This window comes from Thermoplasmata archaeon (assembly GCA_036395115.1).
Taxonomy (GTDB): Archaea; Thermoplasmatota; Thermoplasmata; order RBG-16-68-12; family RBG-16-68-12; genus RBG-16-68-12.
Map to the genome: position 1 here is coordinate 21,933 of DASWDU010000044.1, position 25,089 is coordinate 47,021.

Here is a 25,089-nt window from a genome sequence, read left to right on the forward strand (position 1 = left end):
GTGGAGGTCTAGGTGGAGGTCCTCCTCCTCTTCGAGCCAGATATCCGGTCGATCGTCGGGCCCGACGAGGCGTTCGCGGCAGTGCGCGACGCCTTTGCGGCCCTCGCGCGCGGCGAGGCGATCCTCCCCGACGTGATCAACCTCGACGTCCCGTCCTCGCGGGTGGAGGCGCACGTGAAAGGCGCGCACCTCCTCGGCTCTCCGTACTTCTCCGTGAAGGTCGCGTCCGGATCGTACGACAACCCGAGCCGCGGGATGCCGGTCGGGGGCGGCATGGTCCTCGTCTTCGACGCGACGACCGGGTTCCCGCGGGCGGTGCTCTTCGACAACGGCTACCTGACGGAGGTCCGCACGGGCGCCGCGGGCGCCCTCGCCGCGGACCTGCTCGCCAAGCGGGACGTCGAGCGCGTCGGGGTCGTCGGGGTGGGGGCGCAGGCGAGGCATCAGGTCGTGGCGCTCCTCCGCGTCCGGACGCCGGAGCGCATCATTGCCTACGGCCGGTCCGAGGCGAAGGCGACGGCCTACGCGAGGGAGATGGCGGACCGTCACGGCGTCACCGTCCTCCCCGCCAAGACCGTCGAGCAAGCCGTCCGCGGGTCCGACGTCGTCGTCACGGTGACGGCGTCGAGAGAGCCGCTCGTGCGCGCGGATTGGGTCCTCCCCGGGACGCACATCACGGCGGTCGGCTCGGACGGCCCGCAGAAGCAGGAGCTCGACGTCGGCGTCCTTCGGAAGGCGGACAAGGTCGTCGCGGACCGCATCGATCAATGCGCGCGGCTCGGCGAGATCCACCACGCGATCCAGGCCGGTGCAATGCGCCGCGAGGACGTTCATGGGGAGCTCGGCGAGATCGTCGCCGGCATGAAACCGGGCCGCGAGCGGGACGACGAGATCACGGTCGCCGATCTGACGGGCGTAGGCGTCCAGGACGCCGCCGTGGCGAACGTCGTCGTGGACGCCGCACTCCGTCGCGGGATGGGGAAGGTCCTGGACGTTTGAGGTGGTCCGCGCGCGGCGTCGCATCCTCCTCGTGGGATTCGGGAACGTCGGGCGGGAGTTCGCGCGCCTCATCCTCGAACGGCGCGGGCAGCTCGCGCGGGAGCACGGCCTCGATCCGGTGGTCGTCGGCATCCTGACGGCCCGCCACGGGAGCGTCGAGCGCGCGAGCGGTATCGATCTCCGCAGAGCGGTCCGGGCCGCGGAGGCGGGCGGTTCGATCGAGGCGTGCGGACGTCCGGTGCGGGACGCCTCCGTCGATGCCGTCCGCCGCATCCGCGCCGACGTCATGATCGAGGTCACGTCGCTCCGGATCGCCTCGGCGCAGGTCGCCTTGGACCATCTCCTCGCGGCCCTCGCCAGCGGGAAGCATGTCATCACGGCGAACAAAGGTCCCGTCGTGTACCATTACCGCCGGCTCGCCGAGCTCGCGCGGACGAAGCGGCTCGGCTTCCGGTTCGAAGGGACCGTGATGGACGGCGCCCCGGTGTTCAGCCTGTTCCTCGAGGCGATGCGCGGCGCGCGGATCGAGTCGTTCGAAGGGATCCTGAACAGCACGAGCAACCTCGTCCTCTCGGAGATCGAGGCGGGCCGGACGTACGACGAGGCCGTCGCGGCCGCTCGGGCGATCGGATTGCTCGAGACGGACCCGGCCATGGACCTCGACGGTTGGGACGCGACCGTCAAGGCGTGCCTCCTGGCGAACGTCCTCATGGGGGGAGCCCTCCGGCCGGAGGACGTCCCGCGTCAGGGCGTCTCCTCCGTCGATGCGACGGCCGTCCGCGGGGCGCGCGTCGACGGGCGGCGGCTCGCGCAAGTCGCCCGCGGATGGCGCGAAGGGCGAAGCGTGAAGGCGGCGGTCGCGATCGAGGTGCTCGCCCCCGACCAACCGCTCTTCCCCGTCACCGGCACCTCGAGCTCGCTGCTCGCACGCACGGACATGTTGAAGGAATTTCAGATCATCGAGAGGAACCCGGGGTTGCGGCAGACCGCGTACGCGCTGTACGCCGACCTGATCGCGATCCACGAGGGCCGCCTCGCCCCTTGAGCACGCTTATATCGCGCGCACCGGATTCGCGGTCGATGCGCGTCGTCCTCGGAGGGACGTTCGACATCCTTCACGATGGGCACGAGGCGCTCCTCCGCGCCGCCTTCGAGGGGCGGCCGGCGCTCGTGCTGATTGGCCTGACGACAGATCGGTTCGCCCGCGAGTCGCGGGACCGCGTCAACCCGTACCGCGCGCGGGAACGGAACCTGACGCGGTTCCTGAGCGCCCGGCGATGGCGCCCGGTGCAGGTCGAGCGGATCGACGATCCGTACGGCCCCGCGGACGATCTGCCGGACCTCGATGTGCTCGTCGTGTCGGCAGAGCGCCACGAGGTCGCCGTGGCGCTGAACGAGGCCCGGGTCGGGAAAGCCCTCCGTCCCCTGGAGATTCGCGGCGTGCCGATGGTCTTGGCCCAGGACGGACTCCCGATCGCCTCGCGCCGGATCCGCACCGGCGTGATCGACTCGCACGGCGTTCGGACGAAGCCGCTCGCCATCCGCGTCGGTACCGACAACCCGGTCAAGGTCCGGGCGGTCCGACGCGCCTTCGAGTCCCTGGGATGGCGGGCCGCCATCGCGCGCGTCCGCGTTCCGACGGAAGTGCCCGAGCAACCGTTCGGTTCGGAGGCGATCCGCGGAGCGGTCGCGCGCGCCCGGGCCGCGCTCGGCGCCGCCGACTTCGGCGTCGGAATCGAGGCGGGGCTCGTCTGGGAGCCGATGGTCGGGGACTACTTCGACGTCCAGTACTGCGCGATCGTCGACCGAGCCGGTCGCGTGACGGTCGGCCACGGTCCCGGCTTCGGCTATCCGCCTTCCGTCGTCCGCCGGGTGAAGGAGGGCTTGACGGTCGGCGAGGCGATGGCGCACCTGACCGGGATCCGAGGGATCGGCTCGAAGCAGGGCGCGATCGGCCACCTGACGGATCGGCGGCTCGATCGCGACGCGCTCACGGAGTCCGCGGTCCTCATGGCGATGGTCCCTCGCATTCGGCGGGACCTGTACGGGTCGTAGATCCTCATTTCGGTGCCGGATGCCTATCATACGGCGCAGGCTGTCCGCCTTACCGAGTCGCGTACACGGGTTGCACGGAGCAGTGGCCGCACCAGATCGCATTGCTCACGATCACGTAATCGGCTCGCGTCCCGCTCAGCTCGCCGTGGGACGCCCAGCCGCTCACGAACCGACCGGCCTTCGTGTGATCGGAGCACACCGCGGCGCCGCAGAATCGGCAAATGGCCCGCGCCTCCTTTTCGCAATAATAGCACTGCATGGCCCGGAATCTCCGGGTCTCGGAAGAGCCTTCCGCGGCCTCTCCGGGCGGCGCGACCACATAAGCCTTTTAGGCCGCGCGACCCTTCGCTGCGATTGAAGGTCCGCCATGCCCGCGAGGATCGCGATCAACGGATACGGGACGATCGGAAAGCGGGTGGCGGACGCCGTCGCACTGCAGGGCGACATGCACGTCGTCGGCGTCGTGAAGGCGAGACCCGACTTCGAGGCGAAGCTCGCCGCGCGGAAGTCGTACGCGCTCTACGCCGCGAGCGAGCACGCGCTCCGAAAGTTCGAGAAGGCGGGCGTCAAGGCGTCCGGCGTCCTCGAGGACGTCCTCAAGGAAGCGGACCTCGTCGTCGATTGCACGCCCGAGGAAAGCGGATACAAGAAGCTCTACGAGAAGGCGGGCGTCAAGGCGATCTGGCAAGGCGGCGAGGAACACGCCCTGACGAACCTGTCGTTCAACGCCGCGGTGAACTACGCCGAGTGCCTCGGCGCGACGTTCGTCCGCGTGCCGTCGTGCAACACGACGGGGCTCATCCGCACGCTGTATCCGCTCGACGCCGGGCTCGGCGTGGAGCGCGCGCTCGCGGTGATGGTGCGCCGCGCGACCGACCCAGGCGACTCGAAGAAGGGTCCGATCAACGCGATCGAGCCGGAACTCGAGATGCCGAGCCACCACGGGCCCGACGTGCAGACCGTCCTCCCGCAGCTCGACATCCACACGATCGCCCTCAAGGTCCCGACGACGCTCATGCACGTGCACGCCGTGAGCGTGGACCTCAAGAAGGCCGCGGACGAGGAGCGGATCGCCGAGCTCTGGAAACGGCAGCCCCGCATCGCGTTCGTCGAGGGGGGCGAGGGCGTCAAGTCGACGGCGCAGATCATGGAAATGGCCCGCGACCTCTCCCGGAACCGGTCCGACCTCTACGAGGTCGCGGTCTGGCGCGACGGCGTCCATGTGGTCGACGGGAAGCGGCTCTACTACTTCCAGGCGGTCCACCAAGAGTCAGATGTCGTCCCCGAAAACGTCGACGCGATCCGCGCGTTGCTCGAGCTCGAGAAAGAGGGCCGGCGAAGCATGGAGAAGACGGATCGGTCCCTCGGCATCGGCCTCGCGGGATGACGCGGGACGCATCCGGTCCCACTCGACCGGAGCGGTTCCGCGGAGATGCAGAGACCGGCCGCTAAGCTTTTCTCTCGTACGACGTTCCGTTGTCGGGGCGAGCTGGATCGAGCAGGCTCCGTCGACAGCTCTGCGATGTCGCTCGTGCGGCTCGATTGACCTCCAACAAGTGACGCCGTACTGGCTCCGGTGTCGGTCTTGCGGGGAACTGACGTACCTTCCGCCTCAAAGGGCCCGACTCGCACCGACGGACGAAGGCAGCGCGTCGACGAACCGTCGGTTGTACGGCGCGGAGACCGTCCGATTGCCCGTGCTGACGGATCCGAGGACGCGCCTCGCCGAAGCATTGTTGGGCTTTACTGCCGCAGGATTGTTCGCGGTGTCGATGCCCTTGGCAATCGTCCTGCTCGCCAATGCCCGCGGGGAGAGTGTCGGAGACCTCCTCCGCGCCGCGGGTGTTTCGCTGGTCGTGACGCTTTGGATATTCACGGGAATCGCCCTCGTCGCCACGGCGGCGTACTCGGCCGTCCTGGTCCTCCGGAAGAAGACCGAGGCCGGCAGCGCATGGATTGCGTTCGGAATCCTCTCGATTGCCTTCTGCCTGATGTTCGTGGCCCTTGGCAAGTTGCCCGGCGCTCTGGTTGGCGTCGCGGCGGGCGGCCTCGTCCTCGTGGGAGGATTGTTCGATACGGTCTTGGCCGCGCTGAAGAAGGCGGCGAGTGAGCGCGCGCGAATCTGAGGAGCCCGGTTCGATCTCCGTCCCTCGCACCGCGGTTCTCGCCCGCCCCCGGCCCGCGTCCGCATCGTGGACGACGATGCACCCCATCGGTTCCGGACTTCCCGGCTTAAAGGCATAACATTATAATGACCATTCCGTGTAACGGTATATCAAGGGGGTGGAGCGTCCCTGGGCCTTGGCCGCCACCTGGCGAAGAGAGCCATATTCCTTGCCCTGACGCTCGTCATCGCGATTTACATCACGGTCCTCATCGCGAACGGGGGCGGGCTCATCGATGACATCCTGAAGGCCCAAATCAAGAACGACGTTACCCAGCAACTCCACAACAATCCGGCATACAATCTGATGAACCAGACGGAGAAGGACGCGCTTTTCAACAAGACGTACAACAACCTCGTCGAGGCGAGGGGTCTGAACGAACCGTTCCTCGAGAAGTCCTTCCGTTTCACGCTCGATGCGCTCACCCTCAATCTCGGTCGGGCTCAGTACCTTCAGGCGAACGACGGGTCGTTCCTAGTCAGCGACATCATCGGGGAGCGCTTGCCGCGCACCCTCACGCTGTTCACAATGGCAAACGCAATCGGGGCCGTATTCGGGATTTGGCTCGGGTTATGGATGGCGCGTCGGGCGCTCACGGTGTTCGATCGAGGGATGACGGTCCTCTCCGTCACGACGTTCATCGTGCCACCCTGGGTGTACGGCCTTTTCTTCATCCTTCTGTTCGGCTACTCGCTCCATTGGTTCCCCACGGGCGATTGGATCGGCGTCCCGGCGCCGCCGCAGGGCACGATCAACTGGTATGCCGACGTGCTGTACCACATGTTGCTGCCGATGTTCACCTTTGCGTTTGCGACATTCGGGTCTTGGTCGTACACGACCCGGAACTTGGTCCTCCAGATCATGGACGAGGACTTCGTAGTGGCCGCGCGGGCGAAGGGCTTGCCGGAGCAGACGGTCCTCACGAAGTACGTGCTCCGTGCGGCGTCTCCCCCGATCGTCACGTCCCTCGCCCTGACCCTGATTTCCGCCTGGCAAGGCGCGATCATCACGGAAACAGTGTTCAACTACCAAGGCATTGGCCAGCTCTTTTTCAACGCGATCGGCCAGTTCGACGCCCCCGTCATCATCGCTCTGACAGCGATTTACGCCTACCTCCTCGTCATCACCGTATTCATCCTCGATCTCGTGTACGGTCTCCTCGATCCGAGGATTCGCGCGCTCCGGAGGTGAGCAAGCGTCGGCTCCGGCTCCGATTGGCATCAGGGCCGCGGTCCGCGAGGCGGTCCGGATGAAGTCGGGCATCGTGGGCTTCGGCATCATCGCCTCCCTGATCGTCGTCGCAGGGGTTGTCCCGTTCTACGCCCCATATGACGTGGTCCGCCATTGGTCGTCCTTCGAGCCTTGGCAAGACAACCCGAAGCGCGCCGCCCCCGAGTGGTCCGATCCTTCGGGCATTCACGAGCCTCGCACTATGATTTTTGAAAGCGACAGCTTCCGCAAGGTGGTTGTGCGAAAGTACATTCCGCCGTCGCAGGGGGGTCCCCTAAATCTCACCATCATTAACCTCACAAAGAACTTCTACTGGAACTACGACGAATTTCCCTCCGAGATTTCGATCGCAGTCAACGCGAGTTTTCCGGGCCAGAGTCCGGCCATCTCAGTATACATGTGGCGACCGGACAACCAGTATGTCCTTCTCCTCCCCTACTCGGCCACGGACGAACAGAGGAACGTATCCACGATAATCACGCAGAAATCGGAGTACATCGAGCCGCTCAAACGAAACCTGCGAACCTGGGTCCTCCGTGAGGGCGTGCTCAACGAGAGCAATGTCCCCAATTGGCAATCCATCACGCCGGAGACGGTCCTCTTTGCGAGAAACGATTCTGCTCAGGTCAGCAGTCGCAACGCGAACATCGCCAAGGGGTTCTACCAACTCGTCATCGACTACGAAGGGTTCAGCCTGTCGGATGATGTGAATGGCCGTTTCATCGTCTACGGGACGGTGTTCGGACTTGCCGGGACGGATGATCATCGCCGAGACCTCCTGACGGGACTGTTGTGGGGCGCACCGATTGCGTTGGCGTTCGGCGTCGCAGCCGGTGGCGTCGTGGTGCTCATCCAGACCCTTCTCGGGGCGCTCGCTGCCTGGTACGGAGGTCCGATTGACGAGTTCGTCCAGAGGGCCGCGGACTTCTATCTCGTCATCCCGACCTTACCCATCCTGATCTTGGTCTCTCTGTTCTATCGACCCGGGATCGTCGCTCTGCTCTTCTATCTCGTCGCATTCGGGGTGGTCGGTTCGACCACGAAGGTCGTCCGTAGCATCGTCCTTCAGATCAAGGAAGAGCAATTCATCGAGGCCGCCCAGTCCTACGGCGCGAGCCGAGGTCGCATCCTGTTCAAGTACATCATCCCGCGCATCATGCCTTACACGTTTGCCCTCGTCGCGCTCAGCGTCCCTGCCTTCATTTTCGTTGAGGCGTCCTTGAGTTTCCTCGGCTTGGGCGATCCGGTCCTTCCGACCTGGGGGGCCATCATCGGCGAGGCGTATACGCAAGGCGCTCTCTTCTACGGCTGGTGGTGGTGGATTCTCTTCCCGGCCGGGGGGATCATCTACACGACGATAGGCTTCGCGCTCCTAGGGTATGCCTTCGACAAGGTGCTGAACCCGCGTCTTCGCGAAGAATGAGGGCGTGACAGGACGTGCCGGCTCTCGAGGTGGAGAACCTACGGTACTACTATCGAACACGTCGGGGAGCGGTGAAGGCCGTCGACGACGTTTCATTCTCGATCGAACCGGGCGAGACGATCGCGGTGGTGGGGGAGAGCGGATGTGGCAAGACCTCGACCGCGAACGCGATCATGAGGCTGCTCCCTCGGAACGTGGAGACGTACGAAGGCCGCGTTGTGCTCGACGGACAAGACACGATGGCCTACTCGAACGAAGAGTTCCGGCATAAGGTGCGCTGGCGCGGTATCTCGATGGTCTTTCAGAGCGCGATGAACGCTCTCAGCCCGACGACCCGTTGCGGCTTCCAGGTCGCGGAGCCACTGATGGTCCACTACGACCTCGAGAAGGAGGAGGCGCTTGAGGCCGCACGCGAGGGCCTCCGGAACGTCGGCCTGTCCGAAGATGTCGCGAAGCGGTATCCGCACGAACTGAGCGGCGGGATGAAGCAGCGGGTCGTCATCGCGATGGCCCTCGTACTGAAGCCCAAGGTAGTGATCCTGGATGAGCCCACCTCGGCCCTCGACGTGATGACCCAGGCGAACATCATCAACCTGTTGAAGGGATTGCAGAAGGAATCTCGTCTCGCGTACCTTTTCATCACGCACGACCTGGGGCTCGCCAGCGAACTCGCGGACAAGGTCGCGATCATGTACGCGGGGAAGATCGTCGAGATAGGCACTGCGTCTCGAGTGTATCCGGCCCCGCAGCATCCCTACACGCAGAAGCTCATCCAAAGCGTGCCGCTCCTAAGGGGCGAGGTCGCGCCTGACTTCATCCCGGGCGTGCCGCCGGATCTCACGAGCGTGCCGGCGGGCTGCCGGTTCCATCCGCGCTGTCCCGTCTCTTTCAAGATGTGCGGCTGGTCGGCGTCCGAGCTTCAGGCGTTTCTCGAGGCGCGATCCGGTGCGACTGGGCAGGCGGGCGTGAAGCCGTTGAGCGCCGCGAAGTTCGAGCCGAAGGATTCTTGGAAGCTCGTCGTGAAACCGAAAGCGGGGACGGCGCCGGCCGACCTCGCCTCGGAGATTCGGGCCCTCGTTGACGTCGAACGTGCGAAGGCGCCTGTGCTCCAAGGGATCGAGACCGTGCGAGAACGGGGAGAACGGGTCGTCATCGACCTCTACGCGGCCGCGGTGCCGGAGCTCATGGGTGCCGATGGCCAGAGGGCGGCGTGTTGGTTACTCACGGAGGAGGGGAAGAGGTATGCAGGCGGCTGAGCCGACCCCGCAATCGGAAGGGCTCCCGTTCGACGATGGCGGGGACTACCCGCTCCTGCAGCTCGATGATCTGCGGATGTGGTTCATGGTGGGCAGCGGCCTGTTCCGCACCCCGCTCGCCGTCAAGGCCGTGGACGGTGTCTCGCTCGCCCTCTGGAAAGGCGAAACCGTCGCCATCGTCGGAGAGAGCGGGTCTGGCAAGACAACCTTGGGGCGCGTCGTCCTCCGGATTCTGGAGCCCACCGAAGGGCGACTCTTGTACGCAGGGATGGACATCACTCACGCCTGGCAGCGAGATCTCATGTGGCTTCGGCGAAAGGCGGGAATCATCCCGCAGGACCCCTATTCCTCCGTCAACCCGACGTTTCCGATATACCGGATCCTCGAGGAGCCGCTTGCGGTCCACCGCCTCGGCACGCCGGGGGAGCGAGCCGAGATGATCGGCAAGGCGCTCGAGAACGTGAAGCTCACTCCGCCCGAGCTGTTCCAGGCGAAGTTCCCGCACCAGCTCAGCGGTGGCCAGCGCCAGCGCGTCGCCGTTGCCCGCGCCATGATCCTCAATCCGGAATTCATCGTGGCCGACGAGCCGGTATCGATGCTCGACGCCTCCGTGCGGATCTCGATCCTGCGCCTGCTCCGCCAACTCCAGCGGAAATTCGGGATTGCGTTCCTCTACATCACGCATGACCTCGCGACCGCGCGACACTTCTCCGACCGCGTCGCCATCATGTATGCGGGCAAGATCGCCGAGACGGGCCCCGTCACCGACGTGCTGAGCGAACCCCTCCATCCCTACACGCAGGCGTTGATCGAGGCGATTCCGGACCCGGATCCAGAGAACCGGTTGCGGGAGCGTCCTGCCCTCCCGGGCGAACCCCCCGTGCTGACGTCCCCCCCTCCCGGGTGCCGCTTCCATCCGCGATGCCCGATCGCGAAGGCGGGCCTCTGCGACGTGGTAGAACCGCCGCTCCGGGAGCTCAGGCCTGGCCATCTCGCCGCCTGCCACCTCGCTTCTTGATCTTCGAGGGAACGTCGAGCTCGACCAGAGCCACGAGGACGACGCCAATGGTCGCGATGGTGACCGTGGCGCTCAGCAACAAGAACGCCAGAGGATCCGGGACCGTGGGGATTGACGTGCTGAACTTCAGTATCCGACCCATCGCCATCGTCCCGCCCGCCTCCACGACCGCGCGGAACTCATATGACCCACCAGGGATGAGATCGAGCAGCGGCATCTCGAACGGATCGGCGGAGCCGAGGGACGTCGTGCCCGTCCTCCTCCAATCGGCCTCCCCGAGGGGCCGCCAATCGAACGAGACGTTCGCGGCGGCGTAGCTCCCGAGGGACGTGACCTCACCGTGAAGCCGCGCTGAGCTCGTCGTGACTTCTGACGCTCCGAGCGTCCTCGTCCCCAGGACGGACAAGCCCACCGCATGGCGCAGCGCGCCGCGCGTCCAATCGTAGTACGTAACGTGCGGGGCCCCACCGGGATCCAACGCGAGGCTTGGTTCCCACCCGACGGTGCTGTCGTCGTCGACCGTCTGGATCTCCCACGTGCCGTTCACGGATTCGGCGTATCGGAGAACGCCCTGAAGTTGGGCGTAGTAGGCAACGCGAAGTCGGTCGTCCGGGCCGACGACGAGGCTCGTCCCCAACCCGGGGTTCCCCGCGGCGTCGATGGTTGAAAACAACCAGGCATCCGGCGAACGTCTCGCGTACCCGAGGCTCGCGCTCTTGGCGTCGTAGTAGACGATGTGCGGCGTCCCGCCGCGATCGAGCCCGAATCGTACGTACCAGGACGCGCGCTCCATGCCTCCAACGTCCTCGACGATCCACGTGCTCCCCGGTCTCGATGCGTACCGGAGGTGTCCGAACCCGAAGTACGCGACGTGCGGAATGCCATTGCGATCGAGGGCGATCGACTCATACGCCGCACCCGGCCCCGAGGCATCGACATCTTCGCGGATCCACGACGAGCCGGTGAAGTGCGCGTACCGCAAGGTGTTGCTGTACGTCGTGTAGACGACATGGGGCGTTCCCAACCTGTCGAGGACGAGCCCGCTGAATTCGTCGACGTGTCCCGTGTCCACGTCCGAGATGTTCCACGCCCCGGGAGAGGGGCCTCGGACTCCATAGCGGACCGTGTCTCGATTCTGGTCGTAATACAGGATGTGCAGCGCCCCCGATGTGTCCACGGCGATGTTCGTATCGCCCGTGTACAGTCCCGGGCCCGTCACTTGCTCCGACGACCAGCCGCTTCCGGCGGACGTGGCCAGCCGCAACGTGCCCCCGCCATCGTCTTGATAGAGAACGTAAAGGGTCCCGTTGGGGGCGATCGCCAAACTCGAATGACGCCCTGCGTCCCCGCTTCCGTCGACGATTTCCACACGCCATGTGAGCCGCGTCCCGGACACGGACACCAACGCCGCGGCAAGGATTGCAGCGGCGAGGATCCCCACGAGCCCGACGGGCCGCCGAATCAAACGTCCTTTCATCGAGATGCGTGGCGATTGGGCGACGTCCTCTTCAAGGTGGCGCGACGATGGGACGCGGTTCGAAGTGAGGAGGTCTCCGGTCGCCGCCTGTGGGACACCGTTCGAATCGGTTCGAATTAGGTTCGGGACTCGTCCGGGAAAAGTGATAAATACCGTCCAAGTCATCCGGCGGATTCGAATGCGGGCGGGGAGAGAAGGGGGAGCCTATTCTCGTCTTTCCCGTCAGCATTGGAGGAATACTATGAAGCACCTTGTTGCAGGCGCGCTCGTGGCCGTCTTGCTTTTGGCGGGGTTGATTTCCCTGCCGAACGCGAGGGCGCAGGGGCGCGTGGGAGGTCAGACCGACAGCCTGCTCTGGTATCAGCAACCGATCCAGGACCAGGCTCTGGTCGATCTGACATCAGGCACGATGGATGTGTATATGTTCCCGTTGAGGACCGCAGCGAGTATCGCGGCCGCGAGGTCGAATCCCGATCTCTGGACCATCGACGTGGGAGGGAGTCTGAACAACCTGTTCATCAACCCCGTCGCGGTGTCCACGACCCCGGCCCCTCCCGACGGTGTGGGGAATCCGTTTGTCCACCGAGAAATTCGCGAGGCGATGAACTACATCATCGACCGCGATTTCATCTCGCAGGAGATTGCCGGCGGAAGTCAGTTCCCGCACATCACGTTGGAGAACCGGCTCAATCCGGAGTACGGACGCGACGCCGTCTACGACTCGCGGCTGGAGCGGAACTACAGCTTCGATTTCGACAAGGGCGCGTCGATCATATCCAGCACGCTCAGCGCCGATACTCCGCTCTACCGGTTCAGCGCCGGGAAGTGGCAGATCAGGAACAGCATCGGGGTGTATCATGACCTCGTGCTGAACTTCGTCATCCGGACCGAGGACATCCGGAAGGACATCGGGCTCTACATCGCGGGCCAGCTCGAGAAGCTCGGCTTCGGTGTGAACCGCATGATCCTCTCGGGCTCCGCCGCGTTCGCGATCGTGTACAACGGGCCGGTCGACACCGGCGCATGGCAGTTGTACACGGAAGGATGGGCCGCGACCGCGCTCACGGCGTGGTCGGACACCGACCCGAACTTCTACTTCTGCGGTGGCGAAGGAAGCAATGTCTGGGGCGTCTACGACGTTTCCGTGGAAGATCCGCCGCTCTGGACGGTTTGCGAGAACCTCCTGAACGCGAACTACACCAGCCTTGCACAGCGGCAACAGTGGTTCGAGGAGGCCACGTCGCTGTCTCTGAGGAACGCCGTCCGCGTATGGGTCACCGCCGGCGGGACGTTTGCGGTGAGCAAGCGCGTCACGGGCATGGTCTACGACCTCTCCGGAGGTGCGTGGGGCCTGTTGGCGTCGCGCACCGCGCGCTTCACGAACCCCGGCGGCACGCTGCACGTCGGTCAGCGGCTGCAGTACCTCTCGCCGTGGAACCCGTGGCAAGGATTTGGATGGCTGTATGATGCTCTCCAGGAGTACGCGTTCTCCGATCCCGCGGTCTGGCCGCACCCGCACACCGGCCTCTACATGCCGATTCGTTCGACGTTCGCCGTGACGGCTCCGAGCCCGACGAATGTGATTAACGTCCCCTCGACCGCGCAGATCTGGGACCCGACGACCCTCGGCTTCACGACCGTGGGCACGGGCGTGACCGCGAAGTCCTCGGTGGCGTACACGTTCACGTTCGGAACGTGGCACGACGGGGAGCCGTTCACGATGGACGACGTGCTCTACGAACTCGCCTTGGTGTATCGCCGGGCCTGTGCTCCGGCCGCGGGCGGAGTCTGTGGAACCGCGGGAGGCGATGTCTACGCGAAGGACAACGACGCGGCGACCTTCGCCTCGATCTTGCTGAAGAACATCCTCCGAGGGTTCACGGTGTCCGGGAACCAACTGACCGTCTACTACGACTACTGGAACGTAGACCCGACGACGATCGCGGCGCAGATCAACCCGGCGTTCCCCGTGACCCCGTGGCCCGCGAGCCAACTCGCACTCAGCACCGTCTTCGACGACACGTGCCGAATCAGCGAAGTCACGGCGGAGAACGAAGCGAAGGTCGCGCTCGACCTGACGAAAGGCAACTGCCTGGCCCGGATGGACCTGAACCTCCCGACGGTGACGGGGACGCTCCCGCCCGGACTGAGCTTCGACCCCACGGAAGCGGCAACCCGATGGGCGGATCTTGCGAACTTTAGGACGACGTACGGTCACTTCTTCGTGAGCAACGGGCCGTACATCCTGACTAAGGTCGACGAGGCCACGCTCCAGACGACTATGGCGCTCGATACGAGCTACCCGATCGCGGCGAATGCGTACGATGCATTCTTGGTGCCGCGGATCCCGCAGATCTCGTTCGCGCCGCCGTCGTTGGTCCTGATCGGCCGACCCGCGCAGTTCGAAGTGAAATCGACGCTCCAAGGGGGCGGCGCCTACGACCTGTTCGACATGACGTGGCTCCTCGTGAACCCGGCAACCGGCGGGGTACTGTACCAGGGCCAGCCGACGAAGGTAGCGGCCGGCGAGTACACGATCACCCTTACGGGGACCCAGACGGACGCGTTGGCAGCGGGCGCATACGAGCTTCGGACGATCACGGTAGGCAAAGAGGCAGCGGTGCCGGTGATCGTGTCGCAGTCGTTCATCGCCATTCCGGACGTCGTGACGATTGTCGATGAGCTCCGCGGCGAGATCAACAGCTTGCAGCAGTCGTTCAACACCCAACTGCAAGACCAGAAGAACCTGACGGCGCAAGCGCAGGCACAGGTCGCGACCCTCCAGACGCTCGTGATCGCGTCGATGGCGGTCGCGCTCATCGCCGTCATCGTCGCGGTGGTCGCCATCGTCCGGATCCGGTCGATGCCTCGGCGGCCGAAGGGAGGCATGCCTCCGGCGGAAGAGGAGATCTAAGCCAAGCGAATCGGGCGCGCAACAGCGCGCCCGCCTTTCCTATTTCTTCATTCGTTTCTCATACTGCGGGCGAGAGCGCTCGAGAAGTCGATCCGTACCGCGCGCCATGGCCGTCATGGAAATCCAGATCGTGACGCCGAGCGCGAGTCCGGCCCCGGGGATCGAGAGGAGCGCGTACGGTGCGCGCGGTCCGAGGAACGCGACGGTGATCGCGAACGTGACGTTCGACGCGGCCGGCGATGCGCTGTAGTTCGTCACCAGATGGCCGACGCGGTATTGGACGAGGGCCTCCGTCCGATTGCAGTCGAGGGTCGAGGGCGGAAGGGAGCCGTCGGACTGATAGGCTTGGTATGCGGCATCGCTCAGGAGGTAAAATTCGACCCCGCACGGGGCCGTGACGAGTGATGCCCGGAATAGCGGCGTGGCGCGGAACGCCACCTCCCGCTCGCTGATGCCGGGACCGGCATCCCCCGCGGCGAATCCCGTGCCCACGATGGCGGTCTCGATCGTGAGGGAAATGATCAGCAACCCGCTCGCGGTTGCGAACAGGATGGGCCCGATCGTGTACGCGGTCGGAATTTTCCGGATGCGCTTCCTCACCCGCAGCAAGAAATCGGGGAGCTGGAATTTCATCGCGGCCCGAGCGTCAGGAGCCGGCATCGGTTGAAGCTTTCGTCTTCCCCAAAGCACGTCTCGCGCGAGGTCAGTCCTTCGATCGCCGGATCGTCTTCGTCGCGCGCGTGAGGACTCCCATGAAGGTGTGGAACTCCCATTTCGATGGGACGGCGCGGCCGACGAGGCGGCGGAACATGATCTGCGTGCGCGCCCGCAGATGCGTCGGATAGTTCGTCGCGATCAGCAGGTCCCGGAACGCCGAATGCAGGTGTTCTTTCTCCGAGCCGGACGCCTCGCGCGGCCGGGGCTCCGGTTTGCCGGCGAACATTTCGTAGAGGAGGATCGCGGCCGCGTGCGAGAGGTTCAGGACCGGGTATCCCGCCGCCGCGGGGATCGACACGAGGGCGTCGCACCGAGCGAGCTCTTCGTCGAGGAGGCCGAAGTCCTCGCGGCCGAAGAGGACCGCAAGCGTCCCGTCCATCGCCGCCACCCGCGTGGCGAATTCTCGCGGTGTGACGGATATCCGGGGGAATCGCCTCTCGCTCTTCGTCGTGATCCCGGTCGTCCCGACGACCAGGTCCGCGTCCTTCAGGGCCTCGTCGAGCGATCCGACCGTGCGCGCCCGGGCCAGCACGTCCGCGCCGCGCATCGCCCGCTTGTACGCCTCGTCGCCAATCGCGCACGGATCGACGAGGACGAGGTCCGAGATGCCGAAGTTCTTCATCGCGCGCGCGACCGCGCCGACGTTGCCCTCATTCTTCGGGCCGACGAGGACGACGCGGGTCTTCGGCATGCGACCTCGACGGAGGGCGAGGCTTGTATATAACGGCTCGAATCCCGCGCGGTGTGCCTCGGATCGCGATGAAGATCGCGTACGACGGCCGAGCGTTTCACGGGCAAGCCCGGCAGCCCGGACTTCGGACCGTGGAAGGGGAGATCGCCACGGCCCTGACGCGCGCCCGGGCGATCCGCGACCTCCGGACCGCGCGATTCCAGAGCGCAAGCCGGACGGATCGCGGCGTGAGCGCGCTCGGGAACGTCGTCGCCTTCGATTCGTCGCTCGCCCCTATTCCGACCGTGCGGGCGTTCAACGGGAAGGCCCGCGGGGTGTGGGCGTGGGCCGTCGCCGAGGTGCCGCTCGCTTTCAGCGCGCGACGCGCGCGCGATCGCTGGTACCGGTATGTCCTCCCCGGGGACCACGACGCGGGACGCCTGTCCGACGCCCTTCGGGCCTTCGTCGGGGAGCACGATTTCCGCAACTTCACCCGCGACCGCACGCGGACCGAGTTGCGGATCGACGGGGCGGAGGCGACGCGGGAAGGCGACGCGGTCGTCCTCGACTTCCGCGCGCCCCGGTTCGCCTGGAACCTCGTCCGCCGGCTCGTCGCCGCGGCGGTCCGTGTCGAAACCGGCGTGGGTTCGATCCGAGACCTCGAACGGGCGCTCCGGCCGGGGACGCGGGCGGACTTCGGCCTCGCGCCCGCGGAGCCCCTCCTCCTCATGGACGTCCGGTACGATGTCGAGTTCCGGCGCGTGCGCGATCCGACGACGGAGGCGCGGATCGATCGGATCCTCGCGGAGCGCCGGCTCGATGCCTCGTTCTACGAGCGGCTCGCGGCGCGGTTCCTCAGGGGGGATTCCGGCGTCCGCTGAACGCTTAATATAGCGCCCCGGGATTGCGCGGGCGTGCTCGTCGCGCTCACGGGGACGCCGGGGACTGGCAAGACCTCCATCGCGGAGCTCCTCGCCGCACGCGGTTACTACGTCCTCTACCTCGACCGGCTCGCGGCGGAACGGAACCTCCTGACGGGCGTGGACGAGGCCCGCGGGGCCCGCGAGGTCGATGTCGAGGCGCTCGACCGGGAGATCCGCGTGCCCGTGAAACTCGGGTTCCTCGTCGCGCACTACGCGCACCGGATGAGCGTTGACCTCGCGATCGTCCTGCGGTGTCATCCGCGCGTCCTCGCCGAACGACTGCAGTCGCGAGGGTGGCCGGAAGCGAAAGTCCGCGAGAACGTCGAGGCGGAGGCGATCGACGTCATCGTGCAAGAGGCCGTCGAACGCCTGCCCTTCGTCTACGAGGTCGACACGACCCGCGCGACGCCGGCGGAGTCCGCGGAGGCCGTCCTCGGGATCCTGCAAGGCCGGGTCGCGGGCCACGAACCCGGTTCAGTCGACTGGAGCGACGAGGTGCTCTCGTGGTACTAGACCGCTATCGGGCCGCCGCGGATCGGCTCCTCGTGCCGGTCGCACGACGGCTGATTCGGGTGAACCCGGATGCGGTCTCGTGGGCGGGACTCTTGGCGGCCGCGGGCGCGGGAATCTCGTTCGCTCTCGGAGGCGCCGGGTTCCTCGCCCTCGCGCTCGTGTTGCTCCTCGCGAACTCGTATCTCGATGCCCTTGACGGGAAGATCGCGAAGCTCGCCGGACGTGCGTCCGCGCGCGGGGATTTCTTGGACCACGTGCTCGACCGATATGCAGACGTGTTCATGATCGGCGGGATCGCCTTCTCCACCTACTGCCAGTTATGGGTCGGGACCCTCGCCCTGCTCGGGGTCCTCCTGACGTCGTACATGGGCACGCAGGCGCAGGCCGTGGGCCAGGGACGCCGGTATGCGGGGATCCTCGGTCGGGCGGACCGCCTGGTCCTCCTGTTCGTCGGCGGCGTCCTCCAGCTCGTCGTCGCTCCCGCGGGCGGCGTCCGCTGGGGCGTCGCGCCGATTGCGTTCCAGCCGCTCGAGTGGGTCCTCGTCGTGTTCGCCGTCCTGGGAAACGCGACGGCCGTGCAGCGCGGCGTGTCGACGTGGCGCGGCTTCGCACGCTAGACGGCGGTCGACGCGCTCTCGCCCCGCGGCCTTCGCTCGCGCCCCTTCACCCGATAGTACGACAGCGGATGCTTGATCGTCATGCAGATCCGGTCCGGGCCCGGGCAGATGCCGTACGACTTCATCGTCGAGCATTCGGGCGGCGTGTACTCCGTCGGGCTCGACGTGCCGGTGATGTGCTCGATTTGGTACCGCGTCACGTCCGCGGCGAAGTCCGGCACGTCCCCGAAGACCCGGAAGATCTCGTCGTTGCTCAGCCCGATGTGATGCAGGAAGGCGACGATCGCGAAACGGCCCATGTGCGGCACGTTCTCGTGGTTCTGGATCTGCGCGAGGAGGTTGTACATGCACGGCGGGAAGCGCGTGATGCTCACCTTCCCGATGTCCTCCGCCCTGAACGTCGCCTTCTTCGCCTCGAGCACCCCGCGGATCTCGGCGAGGTCGGCGCGGAACGCCGCGAGGATGTCGTCGTTGACGGGCAGCGGGAGGCCCTGCTCGATGTGCCGTTGGATCGCGTTGCGCAGGACGCGCAGCGCCCGTTCCCGCCGCAGGAGGACGTATCCGCGCTCGACGGGCTGGTTGATCAGCTTCCACGGCGCGTCGCGCATCGTGTTCGTGAAGCGCAGGAAGTCCGTGAAGTGCAGCCGGAATCCGCCGTCCGACCGCCGGAGCTCCATCCCGAGTTCCGCGGCGACATGGAGGATGAAGTCGTCTCCCTCGCCGGCGAGGCGGCCCTCGGCCTCGATCGCCTCGCGCAGTGCGAACCGCCGGGTCAGGTAGGTGTCGTCGAGCGCCGAGGCGAGCATGCGGGCGACCGGGTACGCCAGCAGGAGCCCGAGTTGGTCCGCCGTCGCGATCGCGATCCGCTCGGACGCCTGCGTCCTCTCGAGGGCCTCGAGCACCCGCGCCTTGCCGAGGCTCCGCGCGCGGGCGTACGCCGGCTCGAGCAGGATCTCCTCGAGGCTCACCTTCTCTCCGAGGACGAACCCGGAGGCTTCCCGGAGGAAGGGATACTTCGCGAGGAGCGCGAGGTCCACGGCCTCGGGAACGCGCGGCGCAATAAAAGCCCATGGCGGGGACGCGCGAAAGTGCGTCGCCCGCGCGGGGTCAGTCGAGCCCCGAATCCATGCGGAGGCGCTTCACTCGTTCTCCGGCTCTCCCGGCGTCTCCGATTCTTCGGGCGTCTCCAGCGCTTGTGGCGGCGGAGGCGCGACGCCGAGTTGCTGCATGAGGCCCGCCGTGTCCCATTCGCCCCAGCGTTCGACGGCCTGCCCTTGCTCGAAACGCATGACGTCAATGCCGGTGATCTTCACCGGCTTCCCCGTGGCAGGGATCCCCATGAAATCCCCTTGATGCGTCCCGGTCATCGTCGCGCGGACGACGACCTTGTCGCCTTCCGCGATGATGTCGTCGATCGTCGTCAGTCCGTCGGGAAACGCCGCACGGATCATCTGGAACGTCTGCTTCGAGCCCTCTCGGCCCGGAGTCGCGCCCGGCGGCGGGTTGTGGTCCACGAAGTTTTCCGCCGTCATCTTGTCGACCACGCTGAGGTTCCCTCGGTTCCAGACCTCGTCATAGAACATGCGCACGCTTGCCTTGTTCTCCTCGATTCCCATGTTGCTCCCCCTGTAAGCGCCCCAAGGGCGCGTCTGGTATTTAACGGCGCCCGTAGGGACGCGGTGGATCCGGCGCTGGGTCGATGGCACGGTCCGCCGCGGTGCGCCCTAAGGTCTTTCTTGGATCGGACGATGCGCCACGCGAAATGGGCGAGCTTCGCGGCTACGTCGCGGTCCATTCGCAGGGTCTCGGCCACGCGACGCGAGCCGTGGCCCTCGCCCGCGGCCTCCTGGAACGACGGCCGGACGTGGATCTGCTCTTCCTCGCCGGCTCGCCTGCCTTGGACCTCGTCGTCGCGAACGGGTTCGATGCGCTCACGATGCCGCCCGCGCCCGACTGGCGCGCGGCAGACGGAGTCCTCGGGCCGGCGTGGCGGTGGTACCTCGACTACGCACGCTATCTGCGGATCGCGCGGCGATTCCTACGGAAGGAGGCGGACTGGGGATACTACCGGTTCGTGATCTCGGACAGCGAGCTCGCGACCGCCCGGGAGGCGGTCCGGCGACGGATTCCGACGGCGCTGATCCTCGACGCGACGCGGCACGAGTTCGCCCGCGACCCCCTGTCTCGATTCGTCGAAGGGTGCGGCAACGTCTGGCTCTCCCGATTCGCGCGGAAGGTGGACCTCGTCCTGACGGCCGAGCCCGGTCCTGCGTGGCCGAACGTGCGGCGCGTCGGCCCGATCGTGCGCCCGTTCAGCGCGCCGCGCGAGCGGTTGCGGGACGACTTCTTCTTTCGGAAGAAGACGATCCTCGTCACGGGCGGCGGCACGGCGATCGGCGAGTTCCTGATTGGAGCCTCGATGGACGCGTTCCGCGAGCTGAACCTCGACGACGTCTCGATGGTCGTCGTGAGCGGTCCGAAGTTAAAGGTAGAGCCCGCCCCGGGCGTCTACACGTATGGGTTCCTCCCGAACCTCCACGACTACGTCCTGGCGGCGGACCTTGTCATCACGACGGCCGGCAAGGGGACGGTCAACGAGGCGCTCGCGGCGGGCACCCCGGTAATCGCGATCCCGCCGAGGGGCCACGCCGAGGCGGAGCGCAACGCGGCGGCACTCGGATACGGACACGAAGACGTCCAGCGGTTGAAGGAGATGATCCCCGCGAAACTCGCCCTCGGTCGGCTCCCTCCCGCGCGGACGGGAAATGCCGAAGCTATCGGATTCCTGGCCGAATTCCTCGAGACGGTCGGGAACCGCTAGATCGCCCGTAGGACGAGGCCGCGGACAACTCCGCCAGGCAGGGATTTCGCCTCAGTCGCCCCGAGGTCGCCGCTCGGATCAACTAGGACAGCCTGACTCCGCAGTTCGTGCAGTATGTCTGAACGGCGTCGTTCTTCATCCCGCATTGCGTGCAGAACCTTACGCTCTCCTCGCTCGCCGGCACGAAGGAGGACGGTGGGCCCTGTCCCCTTGCGACAGCGATGCGATGCCCCGAGCGACGCGGTTTATTGGTCCCGAACAGACCCGCGAAGAGTTCGATCGGTCCGAAGATGAGCGCCCCGATGCAGATGAACGGGACCTCCGGGACCAGGAGGCTGAAGACCCCCACCAGCGTGAACAAGCCTCCAACCAAGACGTGCCGAACGATCACGCGATCCCTCCGCGTTCCCGATCGGCTTCGTGGCTAATGAATCCTGCCTTTGCGAGCTAGGTACGATAGGTCGGATGTTCGACGCGCTTCCTTTCTCTGCGCTGGACCCATACCGCCATCTGGTAGAGGACGGAGGAGAGACGGTTCATGTATCGCAACAAATCGGGGTTCAGCGTCGTTCGCTTCGAGAGGGCGACGACCCGGCGCTCCGCGCGGCGAGCGACCGTGCGGGCCCAATGGAGTCGGGCAAGACCTTCCGATCCCCGGGGAAGGATGAACTCCTTGATTGGGCCAACATCCATTGCCTCGATTCCCGCCTCAAGCCGGGCGACGTGCGATTCCGTGATCTTCGGCACCCTCGTCTCCTTCGAGGCGTGGGCCATCGCAATCTCCGCTCCGACCGTGAAGAGGTCGTCTTGGATCTTCAGGAGGAGTTCGCGGATTCGTTTCTCTCTCTGCGAGACGAGCGCGAGGCCGATCACCGCGTTCAGCTCGTCGACCGCGCCCATCGCCTCCACGCGCGGGTCGTCCTTCGAGACACGCTCCGGGCCCAGGAGCCCCGTCTCGCCCGTGTCCCCGGTCCGCGTGTAGAGCTTCGCCGTCAGCCCACCTCCCGATGCGCGTCCGTCGCTCCGGGAGGCCTCGGGAACAACCGCGGCTGGAGGATGTGCGCGAGGATCTCGAGCCCGTCCACGAGGCGGGGTCCGGGCCGGTTGAAGTAGCTCGAGCCGTCGACGGCCCATACGCGGTCCGTGCGCGCCGCCGGGAGGTCCGCCCACCATCGGGCCCGCGTGACGATGGGCGCCTCTTTCCGCGTGCGCTCGAGGTCGAAGCCGCACGGCATCAGGACCGCAACGTCAGGGGAGGCGAGGACGACGTCCTTCGGCTCGATCCGGCGCGATTTCTCTCCCGGCCGCCCGAGCGGGTCGACGCCGCCCGCGAGGTCGACCATCTCGGGGACCCAGTGGCCGCCGAGGAAGAGCGGGTCGAGCCATTCGAGACACAGGGCCTTCGGGCGGTCGATCGCCCTTGCGGCCCGCTGGGCGACGCGGTCGACCCGCTCCCGCAACGTCGCGGCGACCTGCGCGGCTCGATCCTCGACACCGCAAGCACGCCCTACCCGTTCGATGTCCTCGAAGACGTCCTCGAGGCGGTGCGGGTCCAGCGAGAGGATTGCCGGCGTCTGCGGGAGGCGCCGGGCCACGTCTTCGACGTCGCCGAGGGTCGGCGCGCAGACGACACAGAGGCCCTGCGTCACGATGATGTCCGGGTGTGCGGCGTGGAGCGCGGTTTCGTCGACTTGGTACAGCGCCCCGCCCGATTCCAGCCTCTCGCCGACCATGCGACTCGTCTCGCCGCTCGATGTCCCCTCATACGGGAGGAGGGCGCGGCTGACGACCGGCTTCTCGCGGGCTGCCGGCGGATAGTCGCACTCGGGCGACACGCCGACGAGGTCGTCCCCGAGGCCCAAGACGTAGACGATCTCCGTGGCGGCGGGGAGGAGGGAGACGATCCGCATCCGAGTCGACCGGCACGATAGCCCGCGAGCCGCTAAAAGGGTTTATGCGCCCTTCATCGGGACCCAGGGCGAATGCGGTCTGAGATTTTTCGAACCGCTGTGGCCGGACTCGCCCATTCGCCCTTCTCCGACCAAGAACTGCCGGATCAAGAATAGACCTAAATAGGCACAATGTTCATGCCCCGCCGTCTTGGGGGAGCGTTGTGCGTTCGGTTCGGGCTTTTTCGAGTAGCATCATCGTAGTCGTGGCTCTTGGGATTCTCGTAGCGGGCTCGGCAGACGTCTCCGCCTGGCAGGCCGATGTAATATTCCACCCTCCGTCTACGACCTACGAGGACACCACGTACGCGTTCTCCGTCGATATCGACAACACGGGACCCGACTCGATGAGAATCTCATCCGTCGGACTTCGATTCGATTGGGTTGCGGAGTCCTATTACTACTTCGCGTCCGGGCTCCCCCTGACTCTAGCAAGTGGCCTGACGAGGACTTTCTCGTTCGAGGTTCACGTCCCACAGGGCATCACGACGAACGCAATTCACATTGCGACCGTCCGCATCGAGGCGGCGGATCCCGGGCTATTCGGAGGTTGGGGAACGCCCACTTCGGACGCTGTCGACTTCCAGTTCCCCGTGTACCCGCAACCCACGGCAGGCGGAGTGGGAGGCTCAGGAGGTCTCGCGCTCGGCATCATCGCGCTCGTGGGCGTTGTTGCGATCGCGATTGTCGTCGCCGTCGTCGTGGTTCTCATCCGAAAGAAACCTCCGCCCGCGACTCCCGTCTACCCAGCGTACTCCTACGCTCAGGTGCCACCGCAACCGCCGGGTCAACCGCCAACGCAACCACCTCAATTTCCGCCCGAGCGGTAGGCTGCCTCGCGAAGTCACGGACGACCTCAAGGCCCGCGGCGTGATTGAGGGCGCGGGGGGCGAAGCATGCAGTCTATCGCATCAAGAAATCGGACGGGGGCAAAAAGGGGGGGAGAAGGCCGGGGCTTACCCGGCCTGGTTCCCGTTGTGCCGGTGCTCGAACCGCTTCGCCTGCGCGGTCACGACCCCGTGCTCGATCTGCGTCGCCCCGCCGTTCACGCCCTCGACCGCCTGCGTGGCGAGGGCGATCGCCTCCTCGACGTTCAGGTTCGGGCGGTAGCCCTTGACGATCGTCTCGAGCGCCTCGTCCGACGATTGGCCGATCGCGAACGCCGAGCCTTTGAACGTCGTGCCGCTCGGGTCCACCTGGATCAGCTGCACGCCGAGGTCGTCGACGCCCGCCACGATGATCGACGCGCCGAACGGGCGCACCGCGTACATCGTGAACTCGTGCAGGTACTCCGACAGGTTCCGCGAGAGCGTGCCGACGTCGATCGGCTCGTCGTAGACGATACGATGGCGTTGCGCCGCGACGCGGAGCTGGTCGAGGAGCGTCGTCACGTCGCCGATGTAGCCGCTCCCAGTCGCACCGATGTGGTCGTCCACGACGAAGACTTTCTCCGCGGGCTCCATCAGGGGCCGGGTCGGCTTGACCTGGCTCGTCAGGAGCGCGAAGTCTTTCGTCTTCAGGCCGAGCGTCGTCGAGCCGCGGTTGACGGCTTGGAGGGCGTAGTCCACTTGGACGAGCCGGCCTTCCTGGTTGTAGAAGAACGGCATCCGTCCCACTTCCGCCGCCATGTCAGTTCGCCTCCCAAGCGTGGCCGTTCGGGATCGCGAGCACGTCGACGCCGTTCCCGCTCCCCGGATCGCGTTCCATCGCCGCCCGCACGGCGGCTTCGGCGAGCTTCGTCGCGTCGTCCAGCGAGAACTCCTTCCGGAATCCCTGCTCCAGCACGCCGTACGCGATCGGCGAGCCGCTGCCCGAGGACATGAAGTCCTCCGAGGTGATCGCGCCGCTCATGTCGCTCGTGTACACGTGCGCGCCGTCCCGGTCCACGCCGGCGACGACGAGTTCCACGTAGAACGGGTTGTAGCTCTTCATCGACGAGTAGACGATGTTCGAGATCAGCTTCGCACTCTCCTTGACGGACAGCGGGTAGCCGCGTCGCAGCGCGAGGAGCCGGCGTTCGGCTTTCGCGAGATTGACGAGGTACTCCGCGTCCGACATCGCACCGGCGATCGCCACCGCGGTCGCGCCGTCGAGGGAGAAGATCTTCTGGACCACCTTGGATCCGACGAAGAACCCCTTCGACGCACGCTTGTCGGCCGCGAGGACGACGCCGTCCTTGCTTCGTATTCCGACCGTTGTGGTCATGTCGAACCTCGAAGGCATATGTCGGTGGTCGAGTATGTTGACTCGAATCGTGGGCCTTCAGTCACAATTCACTATGAATCGTTCCTTCCCAGTAGTGGTTCTTGCAGCCGGATGGCCCGTCGGGGGACAAAGCCCAG

At 66.1% G+C, this 25,089-nt stretch carries 26 protein-coding genes; 15 read left to right on the forward strand and 11 right to left on the reverse strand.

The genetic code is table 11. From position 1 onward, the window contains the following. Positions 1 to 12: 12 nt before the first annotated feature. From VF992_10665 to yjjX, 3 genes are read left to right on the forward strand one after another with little or no spacing between them, the layout of a single operon-like run. On the forward strand, positions 13 to 999 hold the full coding sequence (locus VF992_10665) for an ornithine cyclodeaminase family protein (protein ID HEX9341611.1): 987 nt from the start codon (positions 13 to 15) through the stop codon (positions 997 to 999). 1 nt (position 1,000) lies between these two features. Continuing rightward, complete coding sequence (locus VF992_10670; GenBank protein ID HEX9341612.1) at positions 1,001 to 2,044, forward strand: homoserine dehydrogenase; 1,044 nt, start codon at positions 1,001 to 1,003, stop codon at positions 2,042 to 2,044. Positions 2,045 to 2,079: 35 nt separating this feature from the next. After that, entirely contained in the window at positions 2,080 to 3,054 is a 975-nt protein-coding gene (gene yjjX, locus VF992_10675) for an inosine/xanthosine triphosphatase (protein ID HEX9341613.1), read from the forward strand. A 49-nt stretch (positions 3,055 to 3,103) separates the two neighbouring features. Here yjjX and VF992_10680 read toward each other — a convergent pair whose 3' ends face one another. Next, positions 3,104 to 3,313, reverse strand: coding sequence for a hypothetical protein (locus tag VF992_10680; GenBank protein ID HEX9341614.1), 210 nt, complete (start codon positions 3,311 to 3,313; stop codon positions 3,104 to 3,106). Positions 3,314 to 3,421: 108 nt separating this feature from the next. Here VF992_10680 and VF992_10685 point away from each other — a divergent pair, with 108 nt between their 5' ends. From VF992_10685 to VF992_10710, 6 genes are all read left to right on the forward strand, one after another. Next, positions 3,422 to 4,441 carry a type II glyceraldehyde-3-phosphate dehydrogenase gene (locus VF992_10685; protein HEX9341615.1) on the forward strand — a complete coding sequence of 340 codons (1,020 nt, stop codon included), beginning with the start codon at positions 3,422 to 3,424 and terminating at the stop codon, positions 4,439 to 4,441. Between the two features lie 169 nt (positions 4,442 to 4,610). Then, positions 4,611 to 5,180 carry a hypothetical protein gene (locus VF992_10690; protein HEX9341616.1) on the forward strand — a complete coding sequence of 190 codons (570 nt, stop codon included), beginning with the start codon at positions 4,611 to 4,613 and terminating at the stop codon, positions 5,178 to 5,180. A 345-nt stretch (positions 5,181 to 5,525) separates the two neighbouring features. Continuing rightward, positions 5,526 to 6,410, forward strand: coding sequence for an ABC transporter permease (locus VF992_10695; GenBank protein HEX9341617.1), 885 nt, complete (start codon positions 5,526 to 5,528; stop codon positions 6,408 to 6,410). A gap of 58 nt (positions 6,411 to 6,468) precedes the next feature. Further along, entirely contained in the window at positions 6,469 to 7,872 is a 1,404-nt protein-coding gene (locus VF992_10700) for an ABC transporter permease (protein ID HEX9341618.1), read from the forward strand. A gap of 14 nt (positions 7,873 to 7,886) precedes the next feature. Next, positions 7,887 to 9,128 carry an ABC transporter ATP-binding protein gene (locus tag VF992_10705; GenBank protein HEX9341619.1) on the forward strand — a complete coding sequence of 414 codons (1,242 nt, stop codon included), beginning with the start codon at positions 7,887 to 7,889 and terminating at the stop codon, positions 9,126 to 9,128. A 76-nt stretch (positions 9,129 to 9,204) separates the two neighbouring features. After that, complete coding sequence (locus tag VF992_10710) at positions 9,205 to 10,146, forward strand: ABC transporter ATP-binding protein (protein HEX9341620.1); 942 nt, start codon at positions 9,205 to 9,207, stop codon at positions 10,144 to 10,146. Here the strand turns inward: VF992_10710 and VF992_10715 are convergent. After that, positions 10,106 to 11,623 carry a hypothetical protein gene (locus VF992_10715; GenBank protein HEX9341621.1) on the reverse strand — a complete coding sequence of 506 codons (1,518 nt, stop codon included), beginning with the start codon at positions 11,621 to 11,623 and terminating at the stop codon, positions 10,106 to 10,108. The two genes, VF992_10710 and VF992_10715, sit on opposite strands and share 41 nt — an antisense overlap. 241 nt (positions 11,624 to 11,864) lie before the next feature. On the opposite strand from VF992_10715, the gene VF992_10720 reads away from it, so the two are divergent. Next, positions 11,865 to 14,537: an ABC transporter substrate-binding protein gene (locus tag VF992_10720; GenBank protein HEX9341622.1), complete on the forward strand. Its 2,673-nt coding sequence runs from the start codon at positions 11,865 to 11,867 to the stop codon at positions 14,535 to 14,537. 39 nt (positions 14,538 to 14,576) lie between these two features. Here VF992_10720 and VF992_10725 read toward each other — a convergent pair whose 3' ends face one another. Beyond that, a complete protein-coding gene (locus VF992_10725) occupies positions 14,577 to 15,170 on the reverse strand; it encodes a hypothetical protein (protein ID HEX9341623.1) in 594 nt (197 codons plus the stop codon). A gap of 70 nt (positions 15,171 to 15,240) precedes the next feature. Next, positions 15,241 to 15,945: an RNA methyltransferase gene (locus VF992_10730; GenBank protein HEX9341624.1), complete on the reverse strand. Its 705-nt coding sequence runs from the start codon at positions 15,943 to 15,945 to the stop codon at positions 15,241 to 15,243. Between the two features lie 53 nt (positions 15,946 to 15,998). On the opposite strand from VF992_10730, the gene VF992_10735 reads away from it, so the two are divergent. From VF992_10735 to VF992_10745, 3 genes are read left to right on the forward strand one after another with little or no spacing between them, the layout of a single operon-like run. Further along, positions 15,999 to 16,805 carry a tRNA pseudouridine(38-40) synthase TruA gene (locus VF992_10735; GenBank protein HEX9341625.1) on the forward strand — a complete coding sequence of 269 codons (807 nt, stop codon included), beginning with the start codon at positions 15,999 to 16,001 and terminating at the stop codon, positions 16,803 to 16,805. 33 nt (positions 16,806 to 16,838) lie between these two features. Beyond that, on the forward strand, positions 16,839 to 17,360 hold the full coding sequence (locus tag VF992_10740; protein ID HEX9341626.1) for an adenylate kinase family protein: 522 nt from the start codon (positions 16,839 to 16,841) through the stop codon (positions 17,358 to 17,360). Next, positions 17,351 to 17,977: a CDP-alcohol phosphatidyltransferase family protein gene (locus VF992_10745; GenBank protein HEX9341627.1), complete on the forward strand. Its 627-nt coding sequence runs from the start codon at positions 17,351 to 17,353 to the stop codon at positions 17,975 to 17,977. The genes VF992_10740 and VF992_10745 overlap by 10 nt, the downstream gene beginning before the upstream one ends. Here the strand turns inward: VF992_10745 and VF992_10750 are convergent. Both VF992_10750 and VF992_10755 read right to left on the reverse strand, forming a co-directional pair. Next, on the reverse strand, positions 17,974 to 19,014 hold the full coding sequence (locus tag VF992_10750; protein HEX9341628.1) for a DNA primase large subunit PriL: 1,041 nt from the start codon (positions 19,012 to 19,014) through the stop codon (positions 17,974 to 17,976). The two genes, VF992_10745 and VF992_10750, sit on opposite strands and share 4 nt — an antisense overlap. Before the next feature lie 102 nt (positions 19,015 to 19,116). After that, positions 19,117 to 19,593, reverse strand: a complete 477-nt coding sequence (locus VF992_10755) for an ester cyclase (GenBank protein ID HEX9341629.1) — start codon at positions 19,591 to 19,593, stop codon at positions 19,117 to 19,119. A gap of 146 nt (positions 19,594 to 19,739) precedes the next feature. Here VF992_10755 and VF992_10760 point away from each other — a divergent pair, with 146 nt between their 5' ends. Continuing rightward, the gene (locus VF992_10760) at positions 19,740 to 20,798 is read left to right on the forward strand and encodes a glycosyltransferase (protein HEX9341630.1); all 1,059 of its coding nucleotides are present in this window, start codon (positions 19,740 to 19,742) and stop codon (positions 20,796 to 20,798) included. 82 nt (positions 20,799 to 20,880) lie between these two features. On the opposite strand, the gene VF992_10765 is transcribed toward VF992_10760, so the two are convergent. Genes VF992_10765 through VF992_10775 form a run of 3 tightly spaced genes read right to left on the reverse strand, consistent with a single transcriptional unit; the run spans position 20,881 to position 22,708 of the window. Then, positions 20,881 to 21,189, reverse strand: coding sequence for a zinc ribbon domain-containing protein (locus VF992_10765; GenBank protein HEX9341631.1), 309 nt, complete (start codon positions 21,187 to 21,189; stop codon positions 20,881 to 20,883). Positions 21,190 to 21,245: 56 nt separating this feature from the next. Next, complete coding sequence (locus VF992_10770) at positions 21,246 to 21,794, reverse strand: cob(I)yrinic acid a,c-diamide adenosyltransferase (GenBank protein ID HEX9341632.1); 549 nt, start codon at positions 21,792 to 21,794, stop codon at positions 21,246 to 21,248. Beyond that, positions 21,791 to 22,708, reverse strand: a complete 918-nt coding sequence (locus VF992_10775; GenBank protein HEX9341633.1) for a cobalamin-binding protein — start codon at positions 22,706 to 22,708, stop codon at positions 21,791 to 21,793. Before VF992_10775 ends, VF992_10770 begins: the two co-directional genes overlap by 4 nt. A gap of 203 nt (positions 22,709 to 22,911) precedes the next feature. Between VF992_10775 and VF992_10780 the strand changes: the two genes are divergently transcribed. Continuing rightward, positions 22,912 to 23,577, forward strand: coding sequence for a hypothetical protein (locus VF992_10780; protein HEX9341634.1), 666 nt, complete (start codon positions 22,912 to 22,914; stop codon positions 23,575 to 23,577). A gap of 126 nt (positions 23,578 to 23,703) precedes the next feature. On the opposite strand, the gene VF992_10785 is transcribed toward VF992_10780, so the two are convergent. Together VF992_10785 and VF992_10790 are read right to left on the reverse strand one after the other, a co-directional pair. After that, complete coding sequence (locus tag VF992_10785; GenBank protein ID HEX9341635.1) at positions 23,704 to 24,375, reverse strand: proteasome subunit alpha; 672 nt, start codon at positions 24,373 to 24,375, stop codon at positions 23,704 to 23,706. Between the two features lies 1 nt (position 24,376). Then, the gene (locus VF992_10790) at positions 24,377 to 24,952 is read right to left on the reverse strand and encodes a proteasome subunit beta (GenBank protein ID HEX9341636.1); all 576 of its coding nucleotides are present in this window, start codon (positions 24,950 to 24,952) and stop codon (positions 24,377 to 24,379) included. Positions 24,953 to 25,089 lie beyond the last annotated feature (137 nt).

Bases quoted from the DNA above. Each gene is read 5' to 3' on its own strand.
- VF992_10730 (HEX9341624.1), bottom strand. From the start codon at position 15,945: ATGCCGAAGACCCGCGTCGTCCTCGTCGGCCCGAAGAATGAGGGCAAC.
- VF992_10785 (HEX9341635.1), bottom strand. From the start codon at position 24,375: ATGGCGGCGGAAGTGGGACGGATGCCGTTCTTCTACAACCAGGAAGGC.
- VF992_10700 (HEX9341618.1), top strand. From the start codon at position 6,469: ATGAAGTCGGGCATCGTGGGCTTCGGCATCATCGCCTCCCTGATCGTC.
- VF992_10685 (HEX9341615.1), top strand. From the start codon at position 3,422: ATGCCCGCGAGGATCGCGATCAACGGATACGGGACGATCGGAAAGCGG.
- VF992_10715 (HEX9341621.1), bottom strand. From the start codon at position 11,623: ATGAAAGGACGTTTGATTCGGCGGCCCGTCGGGCTCGTGGGGATCCTC.
- VF992_10775 (HEX9341633.1), bottom strand. From the start codon at position 22,708: ATGCGGATCGTCTCCCTCCTCCCCGCCGCCACGGAGATCGTCTACGTC.
- yjjX (HEX9341613.1), top strand. From the start codon at position 2,080: ATGCGCGTCGTCCTCGGAGGGACGTTCGACATCCTTCACGATGGGCAC.
- VF992_10710 (HEX9341620.1), top strand. From the start codon at position 9,205: ATGTGGTTCATGGTGGGCAGCGGCCTGTTCCGCACCCCGCTCGCCGTC.
- VF992_10680 (HEX9341614.1), bottom strand. From the start codon at position 3,313: ATGCAGTGCTATTATTGCGAAAAGGAGGCGCGGGCCATTTGCCGATTC.
- VF992_10720 (HEX9341622.1), top strand. From the start codon at position 11,865: ATGAAGCACCTTGTTGCAGGCGCGCTCGTGGCCGTCTTGCTTTTGGCG.
- VF992_10755 (HEX9341629.1), bottom strand. From the start codon at position 19,593: ATGGGAATCGAGGAGAACAAGGCAAGCGTGCGCATGTTCTATGACGAG.
- VF992_10760 (HEX9341630.1), top strand. From the start codon at position 19,740: ATGGGCGAGCTTCGCGGCTACGTCGCGGTCCATTCGCAGGGTCTCGGC.
- VF992_10725 (HEX9341623.1), bottom strand. From the start codon at position 15,170: ATGAAATTCCAGCTCCCCGATTTCTTGCTGCGGGTGAGGAAGCGCATC.
- VF992_10695 (HEX9341617.1), top strand. From the start codon at position 5,526: ATGAACCAGACGGAGAAGGACGCGCTTTTCAACAAGACGTACAACAAC.
- VF992_10790 (HEX9341636.1), bottom strand. From the start codon at position 24,952: ATGACCACAACGGTCGGAATACGAAGCAAGGACGGCGTCGTCCTCGCG.